General features: G+C 55.6%; 22 protein-coding genes. 14 read left to right on the top strand and 8 right to left on the bottom strand.

The window, feature by feature from the left end; translation table 11 throughout:
* Positions 1-80: 80 nt before the first annotated feature.
* Positions 81-317, top strand: coding sequence for a BolA/IbaG family iron-sulfur metabolism protein (locus RCCS2_RS12105; protein ID WP_008234599.1), 237 nt, complete (start codon positions 81-83; stop codon positions 315-317).
* A gap of 74 nt (positions 318-391) precedes the next feature.
* Positions 392-751 carry a Grx4 family monothiol glutaredoxin gene (gene grxD / locus RCCS2_RS12100; RefSeq protein WP_008234597.1) on the top strand — a complete coding sequence of 120 codons (360 nt, stop codon included), beginning with the start codon at positions 392-394 and terminating at the stop codon, positions 749-751.
* Positions 752-783: 32 nt separating this feature from the next.
* Here the strand turns inward: grxD and RCCS2_RS12095 are convergent, their stop codons facing one another.
* Together RCCS2_RS12095 and RCCS2_RS12090 are read right to left on the bottom strand one after the other, a co-directional pair.
* Complete coding sequence (locus tag RCCS2_RS12095) at positions 784-1170, bottom strand: cell division protein ZapA (RefSeq protein ID WP_008234596.1); 387 nt, start codon at positions 1168-1170, stop codon at positions 784-786.
* Entirely contained in the window at positions 1157-1756 is a 600-nt protein-coding gene (locus RCCS2_RS12090) for a hypothetical protein (protein WP_008234595.1), read from the bottom strand. Before RCCS2_RS12090 ends, RCCS2_RS12095 begins: the two co-directional genes overlap by 14 nt.
* A gap of 133 nt (positions 1757-1889) precedes the next feature.
* Between RCCS2_RS12090 and tkt the strand changes: the two genes are divergently transcribed.
* A complete protein-coding gene (gene tkt, locus RCCS2_RS12085; protein WP_037294085.1) occupies positions 1890-3908 on the top strand; it encodes a transketolase in 2019 nt (672 codons plus the stop codon).
* Between the two features lie 18 nt (positions 3909-3926).
* Positions 3927-4469 carry a DUF4329 domain-containing protein gene (locus tag RCCS2_RS12080; RefSeq protein WP_198007044.1) on the top strand — a complete coding sequence of 181 codons (543 nt, stop codon included), beginning with the start codon at positions 3927-3929 and terminating at the stop codon, positions 4467-4469.
* A gap of 44 nt (positions 4470-4513) precedes the next feature.
* Here the strand turns inward: RCCS2_RS12080 and RCCS2_RS12075 are convergent, their stop codons facing one another.
* Positions 4514-4840: a BLUF domain-containing protein gene (locus RCCS2_RS12075; protein ID WP_037294083.1), complete on the bottom strand. Its 327-nt coding sequence runs from the start codon at positions 4838-4840 to the stop codon at positions 4514-4516.
* A 435-nt stretch (positions 4841-5275) separates the two neighbouring features.
* Here RCCS2_RS12075 and gap (RCCS2_RS12070) point away from each other — a divergent pair, with 435 nt between their 5' ends.
* From gap (RCCS2_RS12070) to RCCS2_RS18570, 4 genes are all read left to right on the top strand, one after another.
* The gene (gene gap, locus RCCS2_RS12070) at positions 5276-6277 is read left to right on the top strand and encodes a type I glyceraldehyde-3-phosphate dehydrogenase (protein ID WP_008234591.1); all 1002 of its coding nucleotides are present in this window, start codon (positions 5276-5278) and stop codon (positions 6275-6277) included.
* A 63-nt stretch (positions 6278-6340) separates the two neighbouring features.
* Positions 6341-6484 carry a hypothetical protein gene (locus RCCS2_RS18575; protein ID WP_008234590.1) on the top strand — a complete coding sequence of 48 codons (144 nt, stop codon included), beginning with the start codon at positions 6341-6343 and terminating at the stop codon, positions 6482-6484.
* A gap of 71 nt (positions 6485-6555) precedes the next feature.
* Positions 6556-7557: a type I glyceraldehyde-3-phosphate dehydrogenase gene (gene gap / locus RCCS2_RS12060; protein ID WP_008234589.1), complete on the top strand. Its 1002-nt coding sequence runs from the start codon at positions 6556-6558 to the stop codon at positions 7555-7557.
* Between the two features lie 181 nt (positions 7558-7738).
* Positions 7739-7897, top strand: coding sequence for a hypothetical protein (locus RCCS2_RS18570; RefSeq protein WP_008234588.1), 159 nt, complete (start codon positions 7739-7741; stop codon positions 7895-7897).
* 48 nt (positions 7898-7945) lie between these two features.
* On the opposite strand, the gene RCCS2_RS17950 is transcribed toward RCCS2_RS18570, so the two are convergent.
* The 4 genes from RCCS2_RS17950 to RCCS2_RS12040 form a co-directional block, all read right to left on the bottom strand.
* A complete protein-coding gene (locus tag RCCS2_RS17950) occupies positions 7946-8704 on the bottom strand; it encodes an alpha/beta hydrolase (protein WP_008234587.1) in 759 nt (252 codons plus the stop codon).
* An 11-nt stretch (positions 8705-8715) separates the two neighbouring features.
* On the bottom strand, positions 8716-9210 hold the full coding sequence (gene coaD / locus RCCS2_RS12050; RefSeq protein WP_008234586.1) for a pantetheine-phosphate adenylyltransferase: 495 nt from the start codon (positions 9208-9210) through the stop codon (positions 8716-8718).
* Positions 9211-9278: 68 nt separating this feature from the next.
* Positions 9279-9713 (bottom strand): CBS domain-containing protein, encoded by a 435-nt coding sequence (locus RCCS2_RS12045; RefSeq protein ID WP_008234585.1) that lies wholly within the window; start codon positions 9711-9713, stop codon positions 9279-9281.
* A gap of 38 nt (positions 9714-9751) precedes the next feature.
* Positions 9752-10654 (bottom strand): LysR family transcriptional regulator, encoded by a 903-nt coding sequence (locus RCCS2_RS12040; RefSeq protein ID WP_008234583.1) that lies wholly within the window; start codon positions 10652-10654, stop codon positions 9752-9754.
* Positions 10655-10752: 98 nt separating this feature from the next.
* Between RCCS2_RS12040 and RCCS2_RS12035 the strand changes: the two genes are divergently transcribed.
* The 6 genes from RCCS2_RS12035 to RCCS2_RS12015 all read left to right on the top strand — a co-directional run bounded on the left by RCCS2_RS12035 (position 10753) and on the right by RCCS2_RS12015 (position 16037).
* A complete protein-coding gene (locus tag RCCS2_RS12035; RefSeq protein WP_008234581.1) occupies positions 10753-12252 on the top strand; it encodes a CoA-acylating methylmalonate-semialdehyde dehydrogenase in 1500 nt (499 codons plus the stop codon).
* A gap of 115 nt (positions 12253-12367) precedes the next feature.
* Positions 12368-13504, top strand: a complete 1137-nt coding sequence (locus RCCS2_RS12030) for an acyl-CoA dehydrogenase family protein (RefSeq protein ID WP_008234579.1) — start codon at positions 12368-12370, stop codon at positions 13502-13504.
* Complete coding sequence (locus RCCS2_RS12025) at positions 13501-14544, top strand: enoyl-CoA hydratase/isomerase family protein (protein ID WP_008234577.1); 1044 nt, start codon at positions 13501-13503, stop codon at positions 14542-14544. Before RCCS2_RS12030 ends, RCCS2_RS12025 begins: the two co-directional genes overlap by 4 nt.
* On the top strand, positions 14541-15407 hold the full coding sequence (gene mmsB, locus RCCS2_RS12020; protein ID WP_037294162.1) for a 3-hydroxyisobutyrate dehydrogenase: 867 nt from the start codon (positions 14541-14543) through the stop codon (positions 15405-15407). Before RCCS2_RS12025 ends, mmsB begins: the two co-directional genes overlap by 4 nt.
* 156 nt (positions 15408-15563) lie before the next feature.
* Positions 15564-15707 carry a hypothetical protein gene (locus RCCS2_RS18565; RefSeq protein WP_008234572.1) on the top strand — a complete coding sequence of 48 codons (144 nt, stop codon included), beginning with the start codon at positions 15564-15566 and terminating at the stop codon, positions 15705-15707.
* Between the two features lie 3 nt (positions 15708-15710).
* A complete protein-coding gene (locus tag RCCS2_RS12015) occupies positions 15711-16037 on the top strand; it encodes a hypothetical protein (protein ID WP_008234569.1) in 327 nt (108 codons plus the stop codon).
* On the opposite strand, the gene uvrA is transcribed toward RCCS2_RS12015, so the two are convergent.
* Positions 16038-18896 (bottom strand): excinuclease ABC subunit UvrA, encoded by a 2859-nt coding sequence (gene uvrA / locus RCCS2_RS12010; protein ID WP_008234568.1) that lies wholly within the window; start codon positions 18894-18896, stop codon positions 16038-16040. It lies immediately after the preceding gene.
* Positions 18897-19013: the final 117 nt, after the last annotated feature.

Raw genomic sequence — 19013 nt, 5'->3', positions numbered from 1 at the left:
AACCGCTGCCAGAGGCATCCCCACTTGCCCACCACAGCCCGCACCCCTACCTTAAGTGCAACCGACCAAAAGGACCGCCCATGTCGATCACTGCCCATGACATCGAAACGCTGCTGCGCGAAACATTTCCGGACGCAATAATCAACGTTCAGGGTGACGACGGCGCGCATTTCGCAGCCGAGGTGATCGACGAAAGCTTTCGCGGCAAGAACCGGCTGCAACAACAACGCGCGGTCTATGCCGCGCTCAAAGGCAAGATGGACGGGAACAATGGCGAACTGCACGCACTCGCGCTGACAACAAAGGCGCCTGAATAGCCGCTAAATGTTGGAACAAAAATTTGTCTCCAAAGTCTCTTCGAGGCTTTGCCTACAAAACAAAGGACACCACTATGACAGCCCAAGATCAAATCAAAGAAACCGTCACCAGCAATGACGTCGTGCTTTTTATGAAAGGCACCAAAAGCATGCCGCAATGCGGCTTCTCATCCCGCGTCGCTGGCGTGCTAAACTTCATGGGCGTCGACTTTAACGACGTGAACGTGCTGGCCGATGATGCGCTGCGCCAAGGCATCAAGGATTATTCTGACTGGCCCACCATTCCACAGCTTTACGTAAAAGGCGAATTTGTCGGCGGCTGCGATATCATCACCGAGATGACACTGTCGGGAGAGTTGGACACGCTGTTCGCAGAAAACGGTGTCACCTACGACAAAGATGCCGCACATAAGATCCGCGAAGCAAACGCCTAAATACTGCTAGCGAGCATTTGCCCGCCACAGCACTACTGGGCTTCGACCTGATCGGCCAATGCTTCGGCACGGGCCGCGATCTCAGCCAAAGCGTCCGTGACAGCGGCAGGCACGACCGGCACCTCTACGCGCACAGGCTCTGGCGCTGGCTGGCCTTGCATCGTTTCCATCTCGGCACGCATCTTGGCTGCTTCGGTTTCCAGCTCGCGCACCCGGTCTTCCAGACCCGCGGTCTTATCGGCCAGCATCAAACCCGCCATCAACAACATTCGCGCCTCTGGCACACGACCGATCTGTTCAGCCAGATGGGTCGCTTCGGTATCCAGCATCGCCGCGGCAGAATGCAGGAAATGCTCTTCGCCTTCCTGACAAGCTACTTCAAAGGTTCGCCCGCCTATCGCAATTTCAACCTGCGGCATGTGACGTCTCCTCGATCAGGGGTTTGAGCACGTCCAGAATGGCATCAACCTCAGCCGCATCCGCCGCGCGTTGCGCTTGCAGCGCTTCCAACTCAGCGGCAATCGCCGCATCATGCAATTCAGGCGCTAATCCGGTTGTCACCGCGTCGCGCAGTTTGGCATTCATTTCGCGCAACTGCACGTTGGACGCACGCAACCTTTGCAGTTCTTCATCAAGCGTCATCAGTTGTTTGCTCTGCGTTTCAGCACGCTGTGTCAGCTTGGTTACCTGTGTATCCTGACGCTCTTTCAGAATGCGAACGCGTTCGATCAGTTCGGCATTTTGCGCGCGTTCTTGATCAAGCGACGCTTTCAATTCCGGGTCGGCGGCAGATTGCCCATCCAGCAAATCGACACCCTGCCTGATCCGGTCAAGCGCCGCCGTAATGCGGCTTTCCAATGTACTGATGTCACTCATCCGCTCTTCCTTTCGTGGCATGATGGCGGCCCCATCTTTGCCATAACCATTGTGGTGCACCGTATTTTCTGTCCCAACAGCGGGTCGTGGTGCGCCGAATCGTGCCTGCTTGCTTTCAGCGTAAGCCATCCCCCGCCCGCTCGCAAACCTGCGGCTGCCAAGAATATGAGTAACTTAGCGCGCACGCTTGATCTTGGGGGCCTGCCTGATATGACCCTCTTAACGCCCGTTATTCACCTTTCGTAAATAGGACCTGATCATCTTGGATATTGCAGCACTGCGGAACGCCCACCCTGACCATTGGATGAAAGCGACAGCCATCCGCACTTTGACACTAGATGCGGTCGCCGCTGCCAACTCTGGCCACTCTGGAATGCCCATGGGTATGGCCGATGTAGCAACGGTTCTGTTTGAAAAACATCTCAAGTTTGATCCCAAAGCGCCGCATTGGCCTGACCGCGACCGGTTCATCCTGTCCGCCGGTCACGGGTCCATGCTGCTTTATGCGCTGATGTACCTCACCGGCTATGAAGACATGCCGCTTGAGCAGATCAAGGACTTTCGCCAATGGGGCGCGCGCACTGCCGGTCACCCCGAATTCGGCCATGCCCGCGGGATCGAAACAACGACGGGTCCCTTGGGCCAAGGCATCGCCAATTCTGTCGGTTTCGCCATCGCCGAAGAAATCCAGCGCGCGACCTGGGGCAAGAAAATCATCGACCACCATACATACGTGATGGCAGGTGACGGTTGCCTGATGGAGGGTGTGAGCCAAGAAGCGATCGCCTTGGCCGGTATGCAAAAGCTGTCAAACCTCATCGTATTCTGGGACAACAACAACATCACCATTGATGGCACAGTTGATATTGCCGATATCACTGACCAAAAGATGCGCTTTAAGGCTTCTGGCTGGCATGTACAGGAAATCGACGGGCACGATCCCGATGCGATTGACGCGGCCATCACTGCGGCCAAAAAAGCCGGCAAGCCATCTATGATCGCCTGCAAAACACATATCGCACTGGGTCATGCTGCACAGGATACGTCCAAAGGCCACGGCGCGCTGACCGACAACGAACAGCTCAAGGCAGCGAAAGAAACCTACGGCGCGCCAATGGGCGATTTCGAAGTCTCGGCTGATGCACGCAAGCAGTGGTCCGATATCGGCGCACGCGGTGCCGCTGCCCGCAAAGAATGGGACGGTCGTTTTAGCACGCTTTCCGCCAGCAAACAGGCCGAGTTCAACCGCATTTACGCAGGCGAGGCGCCCAAGCGTTTGTCTGCCACGATCCGCGCATTGAAAAAGCAGATCACGGAAGGCCAGCCAAAGGCCGCAACGCGCAAATCCTCTGAAATGACCCTCGAAGTGATCAACCCGATCATGCAGGAAACAATCGGCGGGTCTGCTGATTTGACAGGGTCCAACAATACGCTGACATCCGACATGGGCGTGTTCCACCCCGATACCCGCAAGGGCCGTTACATCTACTACGGTGTGCGTGAACACGGCATGGCGGCAGCGATGAACGGCATGGCGCTGCACGGCGGCACGCGCCCCTATGGCGGTACGTTCATGTGCTTTACCGACTACGCGCGCGGCGCGATGCGCCTGTCCGCGCTGATGGGCATCCCCACAACATACGTCATGACCCACGACAGCATCGGCCTTGGCGAAGACGGGCCAACGCACCAACCCATCGAACACCTTGCCATGTTGCGGGCCACCCCAAACATGAACGTCTTCCGCCCGGCAGATACGGTGGAAACGGCAGAAGCCTGGGAGCTGGCGCTGACATCGCAAAAAACACCCAGCGTGCTGGCACTGACCCGGCAGGGCCTGCCAACCGTGCGGACCGAGCATAAGAACAAAAACATGGTCGCCCAAGGTGCCTATGTGCTGGCGGATGCGGAAGGTAAGCGCCAGGCGATCCTGCTTGCCACCGGGTCAGAGGTCAGCATCGCCATGGAAGCGCGCGATTTGCTGCACGCCGATGGCATCGGCACCCGCGTTGTATCCATGCCCTGCTGGGAAATCTTCGAAGAACAGGAAGAAAGCTACCGCAAGCGCGTTCTGCCCGGCGGCCCCGTGCGCGTCGCGATTGAGGCGGGCATTCGCTTTGGCTGGGACCGCTGGTTATTCGGTGAACGCGGCAAGCGCGAAAAATCCGGCTTTATCGGGATGCACGGGTTTGGTGCATCAGCCCCTGCCGAACAGCTTTTCAAAGAGTTTGGCATCACGGCACAGGACACCGCTGATAAGGTCAAATCACTGATCAAATAACAGATGAAGGTCACGACGATGACATACCTCAAAATTGGAACCGTCGTGGCCGCAGTCGGCCTTGTCACACTGGTCAGTTGCACCGAAGATCCGCCGATCATCGCGCAAACCGATGATATAGATGTTTTCGCCACCAGCCTGCTGAATGGCTTGCAGCCAGTCTCTATCGCTGAAAGCAGGGAATACTGCGGTTATATCTTTGAGACAGAGACAGGCGGTCTGGCGGCGACAGCGCCTTCGTCCGGACGCGAGGATTTCTGCGATTTACCGCCACCAGACGACAATGTCGTGGCGTCTTATCATACGCATGGCTCTTACTCTGATGTTTATGACAATGAGGTGCCGTCGCTGGACGATGTCAAAGGTGACTTTGACGCCGAAATCGACGGCTATATTAGCACACCGGCCGGGCGGGTCTGGCTTGTCGACTTTGACGCGCAGATCGCACGGCAGTTATGCAACGAAATGTGCGTCACGTCAGATCCGAATGACGATCCTGACAATTCAGGTTTCGTGCCACAAAGCTTTACGTTGGAAGAACTGGCCGCACGATTCGAGTAAGGGTCGCATCGCCTTTTCAAACCTTCACTTTTTGCAGTGCGCCGTTAAGCATTCATCGCGTTAATAACGGTGCTGAAATCAAGATCGCTGACCAGCTTCATGGACCATTCGGCAAAGTGACGATGATCAACCGATTTTTTATCAATGATTTTAAAGCCGCTATGGCGTGGATCCTGTTCAATCTTCGCAATGAGGTTCCGAACAACGGCGTCTTCACCTTCAAGAACCTGACAGAAATTGCGACCATTATAGGCTAACGCCCCGGTCACATCACGTTGCGCGTTTGCCTGTGCTGAAACAGCAGCGATCTCATTAACCTGTGCGGCGTCCACGTCTGCATTCGCTGTGCTAAAATAAAGTAGTCTTATCATTTGTCGTCCCTGACTGATTCCTGCGATCCGGCGCGATTGCGTCGCCGTTCATAACAACACTTTTCATTTTTGCTATGTCCCATGACATACTTCGGACGATACGGAAGGGCATTATACAATGTCCATCCCGCATCCAACGCGACCAAGTCGGCTTAGGACGAAAAAACATCGAAAACCAGTCTTGGCGCAGCCTCTGCTCGACCGCTTTGTTACCACGGACAGTCCCCTTCGTTTGGAAAACGCGACAAAGTCGATGATCGATTCGACAGGTCAGAAAACTGTTTGCGGTAACATGTTGGCGCAAGCTCAATTCGTTATCGCTAACGGCCTTTGTTAACGATAACATATTGAGCCAAAACACTTTTTCAGTTGGTCCTACGCGCATACATCCGTATACCAAACTACAAGAGAAACGCACACCAAAGGACCGCAGGCATGACAGTTACCATCGGCATCAACGGCTTTGGGCGCATCGGGCGTTGCACTTTGGCGCATATCACCGAGGCCGCGCGCAACGACGTACAAGTCGTCAAGATCAACGCCACCGGCCCGATTGAGACAAACGCGCACCTGCTGAAATATGACAGCGTGCATGGCCGCTTTGGCAGCCCTGTTACAGTCAAAGGCAACACGCTTGATCTGGGACGCGGGCCAATCGACGTGATGTCGACCTACGCGCCCGAAGAACTGGATTGGGACGGTGTGGATGTGGTGCTGGAATGCACCGGCAAATTCAACGACGGTCAGAAATCGGATGTACACCTCAGCCGCGGTGCCAAAAAGGTACTCATCTCGGCCCCTGCCAAAAACGTTGATCGGACGGTCGTTTACGGTGTGAACCACCGCGACCTGATCGCAACTGAACGTATGGTATCCAACGGATCGTGCACGACAAATTGCCTTGCCCCCCTGGCGAAGGTTCTGAACGATGCAATCGGGATCGAACGGGGCATCATGACGACAATCCACAGCTATACCGGCGACCAACCGACGCTAGACCGGCGTCACAATGACCTTTACCGCGCACGTGCTGCGGCGATGGCGATGATCCCAACCTCGACTGGTGCGGCCAAGGCACTGGGTGAAGTGCTGCCGGAACTTGCCGGGAAACTGGATGGCACCGCGATGCGGGTCCCTACCCCCAACGTCAGCGCCGTTGATTTGACGTTCGAGGCTGGCAAGTCAGTGACGGTCGCAGATGTGAACGCGATAGTCGCAGAAGCCGCTGGTGGCTACATGGGTATGGTGATGTCCTATGATGACGAAGCCAAGGTCAGTATTGACTTTAACCATACGACCGAAAGCTCGATCTTTGCGCCTGACCAGACCAAGGTCGTTGGCGGCAAAACCGTACGCGTTCTGGCATGGTACGACAATGAATGGGGTTTTTCCGCGCGCATGGCGGATGTTGCAGCCACGATGGGCCGCTTGCACTAAACGCCAAGTAAACCTGCGCAAGCGGGCTTTGCCATTTGCGGCTACGCCCGCTAGACCATTGGCATGACCAATAAGCTTGCTCTGATTATCGGGATTATCATCGCGGCACTTTTTGCCGTTGATTTCGTCCAGTACGACTGGGCGAATACCGTATTTCTGATGCGCAAGCTGACCGCGTTAATCGAATGGATAGCCTTCTGGCGCTAAACACGATCAAAGGTTGACCTTTCTGTATAAATCGCAATGTTAGCGCCAACATTGACCCTGAGGAGACTACCATGGCCGTCAAAGTAGCTATCAACGGATTTGGCCGCATTGGTCGCAACGTCCTGCGTGCGATCATCGAAAGCGGACGGACCGATATCGAAGTTGTCGCAATCAATGATCTGGGACCGGTTGAGACGAACGCCCACCTGCTGCGATTTGACAGCGTGCATGGTCGTTTCCCCGGAACTGTCACCACAACCGAAAACACGATTGACGTTGGCCGCGGCCCCATTCAGGTGACCGCGATCCGCAATCCGGCCGATCTGCCGTGGTCGGATGTGGACATTGTTCTGGAATGCACCGGGATTTTCACCAGCAAAGAGGCCTGCCAGGCCCACCTTGATAATGGGTCCAGCCGTGTGCTGATTTCTGCCCCTGGCAAAGATGCTGATAAAACAATTGTTTATGGCGTGAACGACAGTGTGCTGACCAGCGACGATATCATCGTATCCAACGCATCCTGCACAACGAACTGCCTGTCACCCGTTGCGAAAGTGCTGAACGACGCGGTTGGCATCACCAAGGGTTTCATGACCACGATCCACAGCTACACCGGCGACCAACCCACGCTGGATACGATGCACAAAGACCTTTACCGCGCGCGCGCCGCAGCGTTGTCGATGATCCCGACATCCACTGGTGCGGCCAAGGCTGTTGGCCTTGTCCTACCAGAACTGAACGGTAAGCTGGATGGCGTTGCGATCCGCGTACCAACACCGAACGTGTCGGTTGTGGACCTTACCTTTGAGGCCTCTCGCGATACGAGCGTGGAGGAAATCAACGAGGCTATCATGAACGCCGCCAATGGCGACATGGCCGAGGTTTTGGCTTACACCGACCTTCCCATGGTCAGCTCTGACTTCAACCATGATCCACATTCTTCGATCTTCCATCTTGACCAAACCAAAGTGCTGGACGGCAATATGGTGCGCATCCTGACGTGGTATGACAACGAATGGGGTTTCTCCAACCGGATGGCAGATACCGCCGTGGCGATGGGCAAACTGATCTAGGCGCAGCCAGATACCATTTTGAAGCCGGCCCATCTGGGCCGGCTTTTTTATTGTGCAGTTTGCAAATCCGGCCATGCAATTTCGTCATACCTGCTAGCGCTAACTGTCAGTTGTTCTGCGCCGCAGCATTGCTACATGTGGATCACGAAACAAAACGCGATGACTTAAAAGGAGCACGCACATGACCGTATTGAACACAGTTCGCACCGCCGTCCAGAAACGCGTGGCCTACAGCCGCCTCAAGCATGAGCTGCGCGCAATGCCCGTCGAAACAGCCATTGACCTTGGCATGTTCCGCGAAGACGCAAGCAAGGTCGCAGCCAAGGCGATCTACGGCTAAATCATTAGCCACACATGAAAAACAGCCGCGCCTTCGGGGGCGGCTTTGTTATTTCGGCAAGGTTGCCAGAAAGCCGTTGATACGGTCCTGATAGCCCGGTTGCCCCGGCAGATTGTTATGGGTCGCCCCATCGACCGCATGAAACGTCACTGAAAGACCTGCATCCAGCATCATCGTGGCAAGTCGTTCACCATAGCTGATCGGGATCAGCTGATCAGCGGTCCCATGCTGGATCAAAACTGGCGCTGATAATCCGGGTATATCATCTGCCGAACGCCACTTTTGCACCCCCGGCAGATAACATGCGGGTAAATAGGACCCTTTGGTCATCAATTCACACAACGTCGTATAGGGGGCATCAAGCAGAACGGCCTCTACATCGCGTGATGCAGCAACATGGATCGCCAAACCTGTGCCAAGCGAAAACCCATGCACGACAATCGGGCCTGCATGTTGATCAGCCAACCAATCATAGGCGGCCAATGCATCCGCTTTTAATCCAGCCTCTGAAGGGCGGCCGGGGATCCCGCCACCACCGGGATATTGCATGCCAACCACAGTACGGTTGCTGTCCTGATGGGCATCAAGCGAAAACGTAAAATAAGCCAACGCACCGCCGTTCCCCATAAAAAACAGCACTGCCAGATCATCGTCACCATCCGCGATAGCCAAAGCAACATCACGATCTGAAACGACCTCTTGCCGGAACGTGGGATTGTCAAAAGCGTCGGGCCCAAACGGGTAAATGATCCGCGGATGGGCTGCGACCATCACGGCGGCATAAAGCAAGTAGGTTCCCACCAGCATCCAGAGCCAATTCAACCGGCGAACCGCTTTTTCAAGGCGGTGTTCACAGCAGGGGTGACAAATTTGGATACATCGCCACCCAATCGCGCAATTTCCTTGACCAGTTTTGATGCAATCGCCTGATGCTGCGCTTCCGCCATCAAGAAAACGGTTTCGATTGAATTGTCCAGTACACGGTTCATACCAACCATCTGATATTCATACTCAAAATCAGCAACAGCACGCAGGCCCCGAATGATAACAGAGGCCCCGACATCGCGCGCGCAATTGATGAGAAGGTTTTCAAACGGGTGCACGTCGATAATACACCCGGTCTGGGCACCCAAATGGGCTGTTTCCGCCTCAATCATGGCGACCCGCTCTTCCAGCGTGAACATCGGCCCTTTGTCACGGTTGATCGCAACGCCAATCACCAAACGATCCACCAGCGAACAGGCGCGCTGAATAATATCAAGGTGTCCATGCGTCACCGGATCAAATGTACCGGGGTAAAGTCCTACGCGCATGGCAAACCTCATGATGTCTTAAGTCGCAGCAAAGCAACAGTATTCCAAACCGAAATGCAAGAAAGGGCTTAGTGGCCCATGATCATCCCTTCGAGGGATTCTTTTTCCATTGCAAGCTGGGCAAGGCGGCCTTTCACAGCGTCACCGATAGAAATCAGCCCAACCATCTTGCCATTGTCCATCACAGGCAAGTGGCGGAACCGCCCAGCTGTCATGATCTCAAGCACCTCAAGTGCATTGTTGGACGGGCCGCATGTCGTTAACTTCGCTGTCATTAAATCGCGCACAGGGTCGTTCAAACAGCCCATCCCGCGTTTCCCCAGTTCGCGTACAATGTCGCGTTCCGACAAAATCCCATCAAGCGTTTCACCATCCGCTGATACCACTACCGTACCGATCCGGTGCTTTGACAGCAGCTTGGCCGCATCTGTGACGGTCGCGGTTGGCTTTACCGAAATCACGCCCACCTCGGGCTTTGATTTTAACATTTGGGACACAAGCATGTGCGGGCTCCTTGATGATGCTCCGGGTCTTTAGCGTCTCAAATGGGGGGGCTTGCTGTCAAGCGTGCCGTGCGTTCCAGCCGCTGCACCTCATCCTGCATGCCTTGCCTGAGTAACGCTGCAAACCGCGTCAACCGGTCAGAACGTCGATCAGAAGTATGGCGCACCAGATAGAATGATCTGGTCAGCGCGACCGCATCGGTCAGCACCATTTGTAATTCAGGCGCGAAGGGCAGTGCAAAATCATGCACAATCCCGACCCCGGACTGTCGGATCATCTGTAACTGTACCGCAACGGAATTGGACGCCATCTGCACGCGCGCCGCTTCAATCGCGTCCAGGTAATCCAGTTCCTTGTCAAAGATCATGTCAGGTATATAGCCAACGATCCGCCGTGTGCGCAGGCCATCAAGGTCGTGCAAAGGCGGCGCATCTGCCCGCATGGCCAAGTGTAGCTGATAATCTGTGATTTTCTGCACCGTCAAACGCCCCGCTGCGGGCGGGCTTACGGTAATCGCCATATCCGCTTCCCGGCGTGACAGGTTTACCACGCGCGGCAACGCCAGAATTTGCACGTCCAGTTCCGGGTTCTTTGCCTGGATTGCCGCACAAACCTGCGGCAAAAGGAAATTTGCAGCACCATCCGGTGCGCCGATCCGGATTTGCCCGGTTAATGCCGCCGCATCACCCCGCCCTTCGTCGCGGGCCCGCGTCAAATGCACCTCGGCTTCAGCCGCGCGTGCTTTCATCCTTTCCCCTAAATCGGTCAGTGCATAACCTTGCGGTGACTTTACAAACAGCGCCGCACCGAGGCTCCGCTCCAGCCGCGCGATGCGCCGCCCCAAGGTAGATGGGTCCATTTTCAGTGCTGGTGCCGCACCCGATAGCCCTTCTGCCCGGGCCACCGCCAAAAACACACGCATATCATCCCAGTTTTCCATATCGCCCTTGCGTTTTTGCAAAATGATTTTGAAATATTGGTTCTTTTACGCCGAAAAATGCAAGGGTATATTCACCCAAACCAATTGCGGAGAATCCCATGCAAGAGTTGACCCATTACATCGGCGGCGAACACGTCAAAGGTACGTCGGGGCGTTTTGCCGACGTCTTTAACCCCGCGACAGGCGAAGTGCAGGCAAAGGTGCCTTTGGCAAACGGCGAAGAGATGGCCAAAGCGGTCGAAATCGCAGCCAAAGCGCAGCCCGCATGGGCCGCAGTGAACCCGCAGCGCCGCGCGCGTGTCATGATGGCTTTTGTTGGTCTTCTCAACCGTGACATGGACAAACTGGCCGAAGCATTAAGCCGTGAACATGGCAAAACGCTGCCAGACGCAAGAGGCGACGTCATCCGCGGCCTCGAAGTGGTAGAATACTGCATCGGCGCGCCCCAATTGCTGAAAGGTGAATTTACCGACAGCGCCGGGCCAGGCATTGACATGTATTCCATGAAACAGGCGCTTGGGGTGACGGCAGGCATCACGCCCTTCAACTTCCCCGCAATGATCCCGATGTGGATGTTCGCACCTGCTATCGTGTGCGGTAACGCGTTCATCCTTAAACCCTCCGAGCGTGATCCATCGGTGCCGCTGATGCTGGCCGAACTGATGGAAGAAGCAGGCCTGCCCAAAGGCATCCTGCAAGTCGTGAACGGCGACAAAGAAGCGGTCGATGCGATCCTTTATGACGACACGATCCAGTCTGTCGGCTTTGTCGGCTCCACCCCTATCGCCGAATACATCTACGGCACGGGCTGCGCGCAAGGTAAGCGCGTCCAATGCTTCGGTGGCGCAAAGAACCACATGATCATCATGCCCGACGCAGACATGGAACAAGCGGCTGATGCGTTGGTTGGCGCAGGTTACGGTGCGGCAGGCGAACGCTGCATGGCAATTTCGGTCGCAGTGGCGGTGGGCGATGACACCGCTGACCGTTTGCTGGAAAAACTGGTGCCAAAAGTCGAAGCGCTCAAGGTTGGCCCCTATACCTCTGGCAATGACGTGGACTACGGGCCTGTTGTCACCGCTGCAGCCAAAGAAAACATCGGGCGCCTCGTGCAGACTGGCATTGATCAAGGCGCGAAACTGGTGGTCGACGGCCGCAACTTTAATTTGCAAGGCTATGAGGACGGTTTCTTTGTCGGGGCGCATCTGTTCGACAACGTCACCAAAGACATGGACATCTACAAAACCGAAATCTTCGGCCCCGTCCTGTCCACCATGCGCGCAGAAACCTATGAAGAGGCGATCGGCCTGGCCATGGACCACGAATACGGCAATGGCACCGCGATCTTCACCCGCGACGGTGATACAGCCCGCGACTTTGCAAGCCGGATCAACATCGGCATGGTGGGTGTAAACGTGCCAATCCCTGTGCCGCTGGCCTATCACACCTTTGGCGGCTGGAAGAAGTCCATGTTCGGCGATCTGAACCAGCACGGACCGGATGCGTTCAAGTTCTATACGCGAACCAAGACGATCACATCACGCTGGCCATCAGGCATCAAAGAGGGTGGCGAATTCTCAATTCCAGTGATGGAGTAATCGGATAAAGGCCCACCCAATGCGGTGGGCCGTTTGTTTATCCCCAGCGCTTGCCAATTGTGCCATATGCTCACATTATATGAACAAGCGTTCAATTCTTTGACGGGAGGCAAGAATGGACTTTGCTTTGACAGAAGAACAAACCGCCATTTTCGATATGGCGCGGGAATTCGGTCAAGAACACATCGCACCACATGCACGCACTTGGGAAACCGACGGCACGATCCCGAAAGAGCTTTGGACAAAGCTGGCAGAACTAGGGTTCGGCGGTCTTTACGTCGGTGAAGACCGTGGCGGATCAGGTCTGTCCCGACTGGACGCGACCCTTGTTTTCGAAGCACTTGCGCAGTCCTGTGCCTCCGTTTCGGCCTTTCTATCAATCCACAATATGTGCGCGCGTATGATAGACGCCTATGGAACGGACGCACTCAAAGACCGCGTTCTGCCCAAAGCGTTGACCATGGAAACGATTCTGTCCTACTGCCTGACAGAACCGGGGTCCGGGTCGGACGCGGCCGCGCTTAAGACCAAGGCGATCAGAGATAACGCAGGTTATCAGCTGACCGGAACAAAGGCATTTATATCTGGCGGGGGTTATTCTGACGCCTACATCGTTATGGCCCGCACCAGCGATGATGGCCCCAAGGGGATCAGCGCAATCATCGTTGAGGACGGCGCCGATGGCCTGTCCTTTGGGGGGCTAGAGGATAAAATGGGCTGGCGGTCGCAACCCACGCGGCAAGTGCAAATGGACAACTGCCCTGCCCCGGCGGACAATCTGCTTGGCGAGGAAGGCATGGGCTTTAAATACGCCATGGCGGGGCTTGACGGTGGGCGCCTGAATATTGCCGCGTGTTCCATCGGGGCGGCCCAATCCGCCCTTGATCAAACTGTCGCTTATATGGCCGAGCGTAAGGCATTCGGCAAACCCATCGACCAGTTCCAAGGGCTGCAATTCCGCCTGGCCGATATGGAAATCGCACTGCAATCCGCCCGCACATTTCTGCGACAAGCGGCATGGAAACTGGACCAAGGCGCGCCAGATGCCACCAAATTCTGCGCCATGGCCAAAAAGCTGTGCACCGAAACCGGCAGCGACGTCGCCGACCAATGCCTGCAATTGCACGGCGGCTATGGCTATCTGGCAGACTATGGGATCGAAAAGATCGTGCGCGATCTACGCGTGCACCAGATCCTTGAAGGTACCAACGAAATCATGCGCCTTATTACCGCGCGCCACATGATCCAATGACCGACATCAGTATTCGCAAGACCGGGCACGCGGGCCACATCACGCTGAACCGGCACAAAGCGCTGAACGCACTGACATGGGATATGTGCCTCGCGATTGAGCAAGCGTTGGATGACTGGCGCGATGATCCCGACGTTGCGCTGATCCTGATCGACGGTGCCGGCGACCGCGCGTTTTGTTCGGGCGGTGATATTGCTGAAATGTATGCGGCAGGCCAGCGCGGTGACCTGGACTATGGCCGCCGGTTCTGGCGGGACGAGTATCGACTGAATGCCAAGCTTTACAATTACACAAAGCCTATCGTGACGTTCCTGCATGGCTTCACCATGGGCGGCGGCGTTGGCGTTGGCTGTCATGCCAGCCACCGGATCGTTTGCGAAACCAGCCAGATCGCGATGCCAGAATGCTCAATCGGCTTGGTGCCCGACGTTGGCGGTTCTCTGATCCTTGCCAAGGCATCGGGCCATTGCGGTGAATTTCTTGGGGTCAGTGGCGACCGGATGGATGCGGCTGACGCAATCTATGTGGGTTTCGCAGATCACTATGTGCCGCAGGACGCATGGGATGAACTGAAAGCAACACTGATCAAAACCGGTGACCTCAAGGCGATTGAAAGCACAGAACGCGCGGCCCCTGCTGCGCGCCTGGCTGACTGGCAGGATGAAATTGACGCCTGTTTTGGCGGGGCAAACCTTGGCGATATTTACCGCGCCATGCCCGATACGCCTGGCCCTGCCATGACACATGCGCGCAAATTGATGGATCGCAACGCGCCGCTTGCCATGGCCGTGGCCGTCAAAACCATCCAAGCGGCCCGCCATGACCCGCACATCGAAAACGCCCTCGACCGTGAATTTCGCTATACGTATCGCTGCGTCGCACAAGGTGACTTTATCGAAGGCATCCGCGCAGCCATCATTGATCGGGACCGCAACCCGAAATGGCAACATAGCAGTTGGGACGCGGTGACAGCAGAAGACGTGGCTGCGATGACCCGTGATTTAGGCAAAGACGCGCTGCAATGGAAGGACAAGGCATGAAAATCGGATTTATCGGATTGGGCAACATGGGCGCACCCATGGCCGCCAATCTGGCAAAAACACACGACGTGGTTGGGTTTGATACCGTTGCAGTACCAGAAGGACTGACGCTTGCAGACAACGCGGCAGATGCAGCCACAGACGCTGATGTGGTCATCACCATGCTGCCCAACGGTGACATCCTGCGCGCAGTCGCCTTTGACATCCACGCAGTTATGAAAGCGGGCGCTGTCCATCTTGATTGTTCCACAGTCGATGTGGAAAGCGCGCGCGCCGTCGCAACGCAGGCAAAGGCCGCTGGCCTGCAAGCCGTGGATGCCCCTGTGTCGGGTGGGATCGGCGGGGCCACCAATGGCACACTTACCTTCATGGCAGGTGGTACAGCCGACGCTTTCGGCATCGTCCAACCGCTTTTCGATATCATGGGCCAAAAGGCTGTGCATTGCGGCGATGCAGGTAATGGGCAGGCCGCCAAAATCTGCAACAACATGATCCTCGGCGTTACCATGATCGCGACAAGCGAAGCTTTTGTGCTGGCAGATAAGCTTGGCCTTGATCGGCAAGCGATGTTTGATGTGGTCAGCACATCGTCAGGTTATTCATGGTCGATGAATGCCTATTGCCCTGCCCCCGGCATCGGCCCGCAAAGCCCCGCAGACAATGATTATCAGCCAGGGTTTGCGGCAGAACTGATGCTCAAAGACCTCAACCTATCCCAAATGGCCGCAGAAGCCGCCGACGCAGACACCCCCATGGGACACGCCGCACGCGACCTTTATGCGCAATTTGTCGAAAACGAAGATGGCATCGGAAAAGACTTTTCCGCCATGCTGCCGCGGTTCGAAAAGCGGACGCGCGGCTGACTTTCGTCGTTCATTCTACTATCGCCGAAACAACTGATGGTGCGGCGAATTTTCGCCGAACAAGTCGTTTGACCCTGCCTGCTGTGAACGCAGGTCTTGAACGCAGGCACACCACACCCAATTTCTTACTCATTCAGTCAGGAAAAGGAGTTTGAAATGGAACACCCCAAGACCCCCGCCCTTACAAAAGCGACCGTGACCAATTGGTTAAAGTCGGATGTGACGTTCACGGCCCCCGGTTGGGCGTTTGCGCTTGCCGCCGTCGCGGCACTTGTTCTTCTTGGTATCGCGTTGGATTAAGCCATGAGACACAAAGTACTTATCGCATCTATCGCCCTGTTCATGCCAACGCTTGCCGCCGCCGATCAGACCATCGCGGCATTGCAACCAGACACACAGGTTACCGTCAGCGGCACCGTAGACCGGATTGCGGATGAAGACACATTTATCCTGCGCGACGACACCGGCAAGATCGCCGTTTACCTTGGGCCGAACCTTGTTCCCGTTTCTGTCGACAGCAGTGTCACCGTGAACGGCATTGTTGATGATGGCCCTACGCCGGAAATCTATGCCAGCAGTCTGGAAACCAGCACAGGCGAGGTCATTACCTTCGACCACAGCTACAACTGATTATTCAGCGGCAACCTTGCGGGCCGATAGCATATCTTTCAGATACCGGCCCGTGTGGCTTTCGCTCACTTCGGCCACCTTCTCTGGCGTGCCTGTCGCCACAATACGGCCGCCGCCATCGCCGCCCTCAGGGCCGATATCAATGATATGATCGGCGGTCTTTACCACATCCAGATTATGCTCAATCACAATAACTGAATTGCCCTGATCCACCAGTTCGTGCAGCACTTCCAACAGTTTACGCACATCTTCAAAGTGCAAACCGGTGGTCGGCTCATCCAGAATATAGAGCGTCCGACCAGTGGACCGCCGCGCCAGTTCTTTTGACAGTTTGACCCGCTGCGCCTCACCACCGGACAGTGTTGTCGCCTGCTGGCCGACCTTAATATAACCCAGACCAACCCGCATCAGCGCATCCATCTTTTCGCGGATCGACGGCACCGCGGTAAAGAAGGTCTGTGCATCCTCAACGGTCATATCCAGCACATCCGCAATGGATTTGCCCTTGAACTTAATCTCCAGCGTTTCGCGATTGTACCGCGCGCCCTTGCAGGTCTCGCAGGTCACATAGACATCCGGCAGAAAGTGCATTTCAATCTTGATGACACCGTCGCCCTGACACGCCTCACAGCGCCCACCCTTCACGTTGAAGCTAAAGCGCCCGGGCTTGTAGCCGCGCGCTTTCGCCTCTGGCATGCCAGCAAACCATTCACGGATCGGCGTAAACGCCCCGGTGTATGTCGCCGGGTTCGACCGCGGCGTGCGCCCAATGGGGCGTTGGTCAATGTCAATCACCTTATCAAGATGCTCAAACCCTTTGATCGTCTCGCATGGTCCCGGCGTCTGCCGCGCCCCGTTCAGCTTCATTGAGGCGTTTTTGAACAATGTCTCAATCGTCAACGTAGATTTTCCGCCGCCGGACACGCCAGTCACACATACAAACTTCTGCAAAGGAAAGTCTGCCGTCACATTCTGCAGGTTGTTCCCCGTGGCCTTTACCACAGTCAGCTTTTTACCTTTACCTTTGCGGCGTTTCGCAGGCACTTCGATCTCTTTTGCGCCAATCAAGTACTGCCCTGTGACGGAGCCATCATTTGCCATAATCTCTTGCGGTGTGCCCTTGGCTACCACTTCACCACCATGCACACCCGCGCCCGGACCGATATCAAAGACATAATCCGCCTCGCGGATCGCCTCTTCATCGTGTTCAACCACAATCACAGTATTGCCCTGGTCGCGCAGGTTCTTCAGCGTGGTCAGCAAGCGATCATTGTCGCGTTGGTGCAGGCCAATGGACGGCTCATCCAGCACATAAAGCACGCCTTGCAGACCCGAACCAATCTGACTGGCAAGCCTGATCCGCTGACTCTCACCACCAGATAACGTGCCGGAATTGCGTGAAAGCGTCAGATACTCAAGCCCGACGTTATTGAGAAACCCAAGACGCTCACGAATTTCCTTCAAAATCGCTTGCGCGATCTCATTCTTTTGCTTCGTCAGGCTATTGGGCACATCAGTGCACCAATCATAGGCTTCCTTGATCGACATTTGCACGATCTGCCCGATGTGGAGACCACCGATTTTGACCGCCAATGCCTCTTCGCGCAAACGATACCCACCACAGGTCCCGCAATTGCGGTTGTTTTGATAGTTCTCAAACTCTTCGCGGATCCAATTGCTATCGGTTTCGCGATAGCGGCGTTCCATATTCGGGATCACACCTTCAAAGGCGCGTTCGACCTGATAAACGCGACCGCCTTCATCATAACGGAACTTGATCTCTTCCTTGCCAGAACCGCGCAGGAACACCTCTTGCACCTTCGGATCAAGGTCTTTCCAGCGGGCGTTTTTGTTAAAGCCATAATGCTTGGCGATGGCCTCAATCGTTTGCAGGAAATATGGGCTCTTGCCTTTACGCCACGGGGCCAAAGCACCATCCGCGATCTTCAGGGTCACATCAGGGACAACCAGTTGTTCGTCAAAGAACAGCTCAACCCCAAGACCGTCGCAGGATGGGCAGGCACCAAACGGGGCGTTGAATGAAAACAGGCGCGGTTCAATCTCGGGGATTGTAAAGCCCGACACAGGACAGGCGAAGTTTTCGGAAAACGTCAGACGCTCAGGGTCACCTTCTTTTGGGGCGGTTTCCAAAATCGCGATCCCATCAGCCAAATCCAGCGCCGTGCGGAAACTGTCGGCCAGACGTGTCTCTAACCCCTCGCGCACAACAATCCGGTCAACCACGACATCAATGTCATGGCGAAACTTCTTATCCAGCTTGGGCGGTTCATCCAACTCGTAAAACTCACCATCCACTTTCACCCGCTGAAAACCCTGCTTGCGCAGTTCCAGAAATTCTTTGCGGTATTCACCCTTGCGGTCACGGATAATGGGGGCCAGCAAATAGCCGCGCGTCCCCTCCTCCAGTGCCATGACACGATCAACCATGTCTTGAACCTGTTGTGCCTCAATCGGCAGACCGGTCGTCGGGCTGAATGGCGTACCAGCGCGGGCAAACAACAAGCGCACGTAGTCGTAAATCTCGGTAATCGTGCCGACGGTCGACCGCGGGTTCTTTGAGGTTGTCTTTTGCTCAATCGAAATCGCTGGTGACAGGCCAGAGATGTGATCAACATCCGGCTTTTCCATCATATCCAAAAACTGGCGCGCATAGGCCGACAGCGATTCCACATAGCGGCGCTGCCCTTCGGCATAGATCGTATCGAACGCCAGCGAGGATTTCCCCGACCCAGAAAGGCCTGTAATCACCACAAGCTGATCACGCGGAATATCCACGTCAATATTCTTCAGATTATGCTCACGCGCACCGCGCACTTCGATGTTTTTTAGCTCAGCCATACAGACCCCCAGGGCAATAGCCCTACCAGATAGCAGGCATGTCGCGACCTGCCACCCCAGATTTAGAACATTACAGGAACATATGCAAAATTAATCCGACCATCGCGCAGGACCACC

Origin of the sequence: Roseobacter sp. CCS2, assembly GCF_000169435.1 — a bacterium.
Lineage (GTDB): Bacteria > Pseudomonadota > Alphaproteobacteria > Rhodobacterales > Rhodobacteraceae > Yoonia.
Note: the sequence above shows the minus strand (reverse complement) of the source record. Positions and strands in the feature narration are given on the sequence as shown.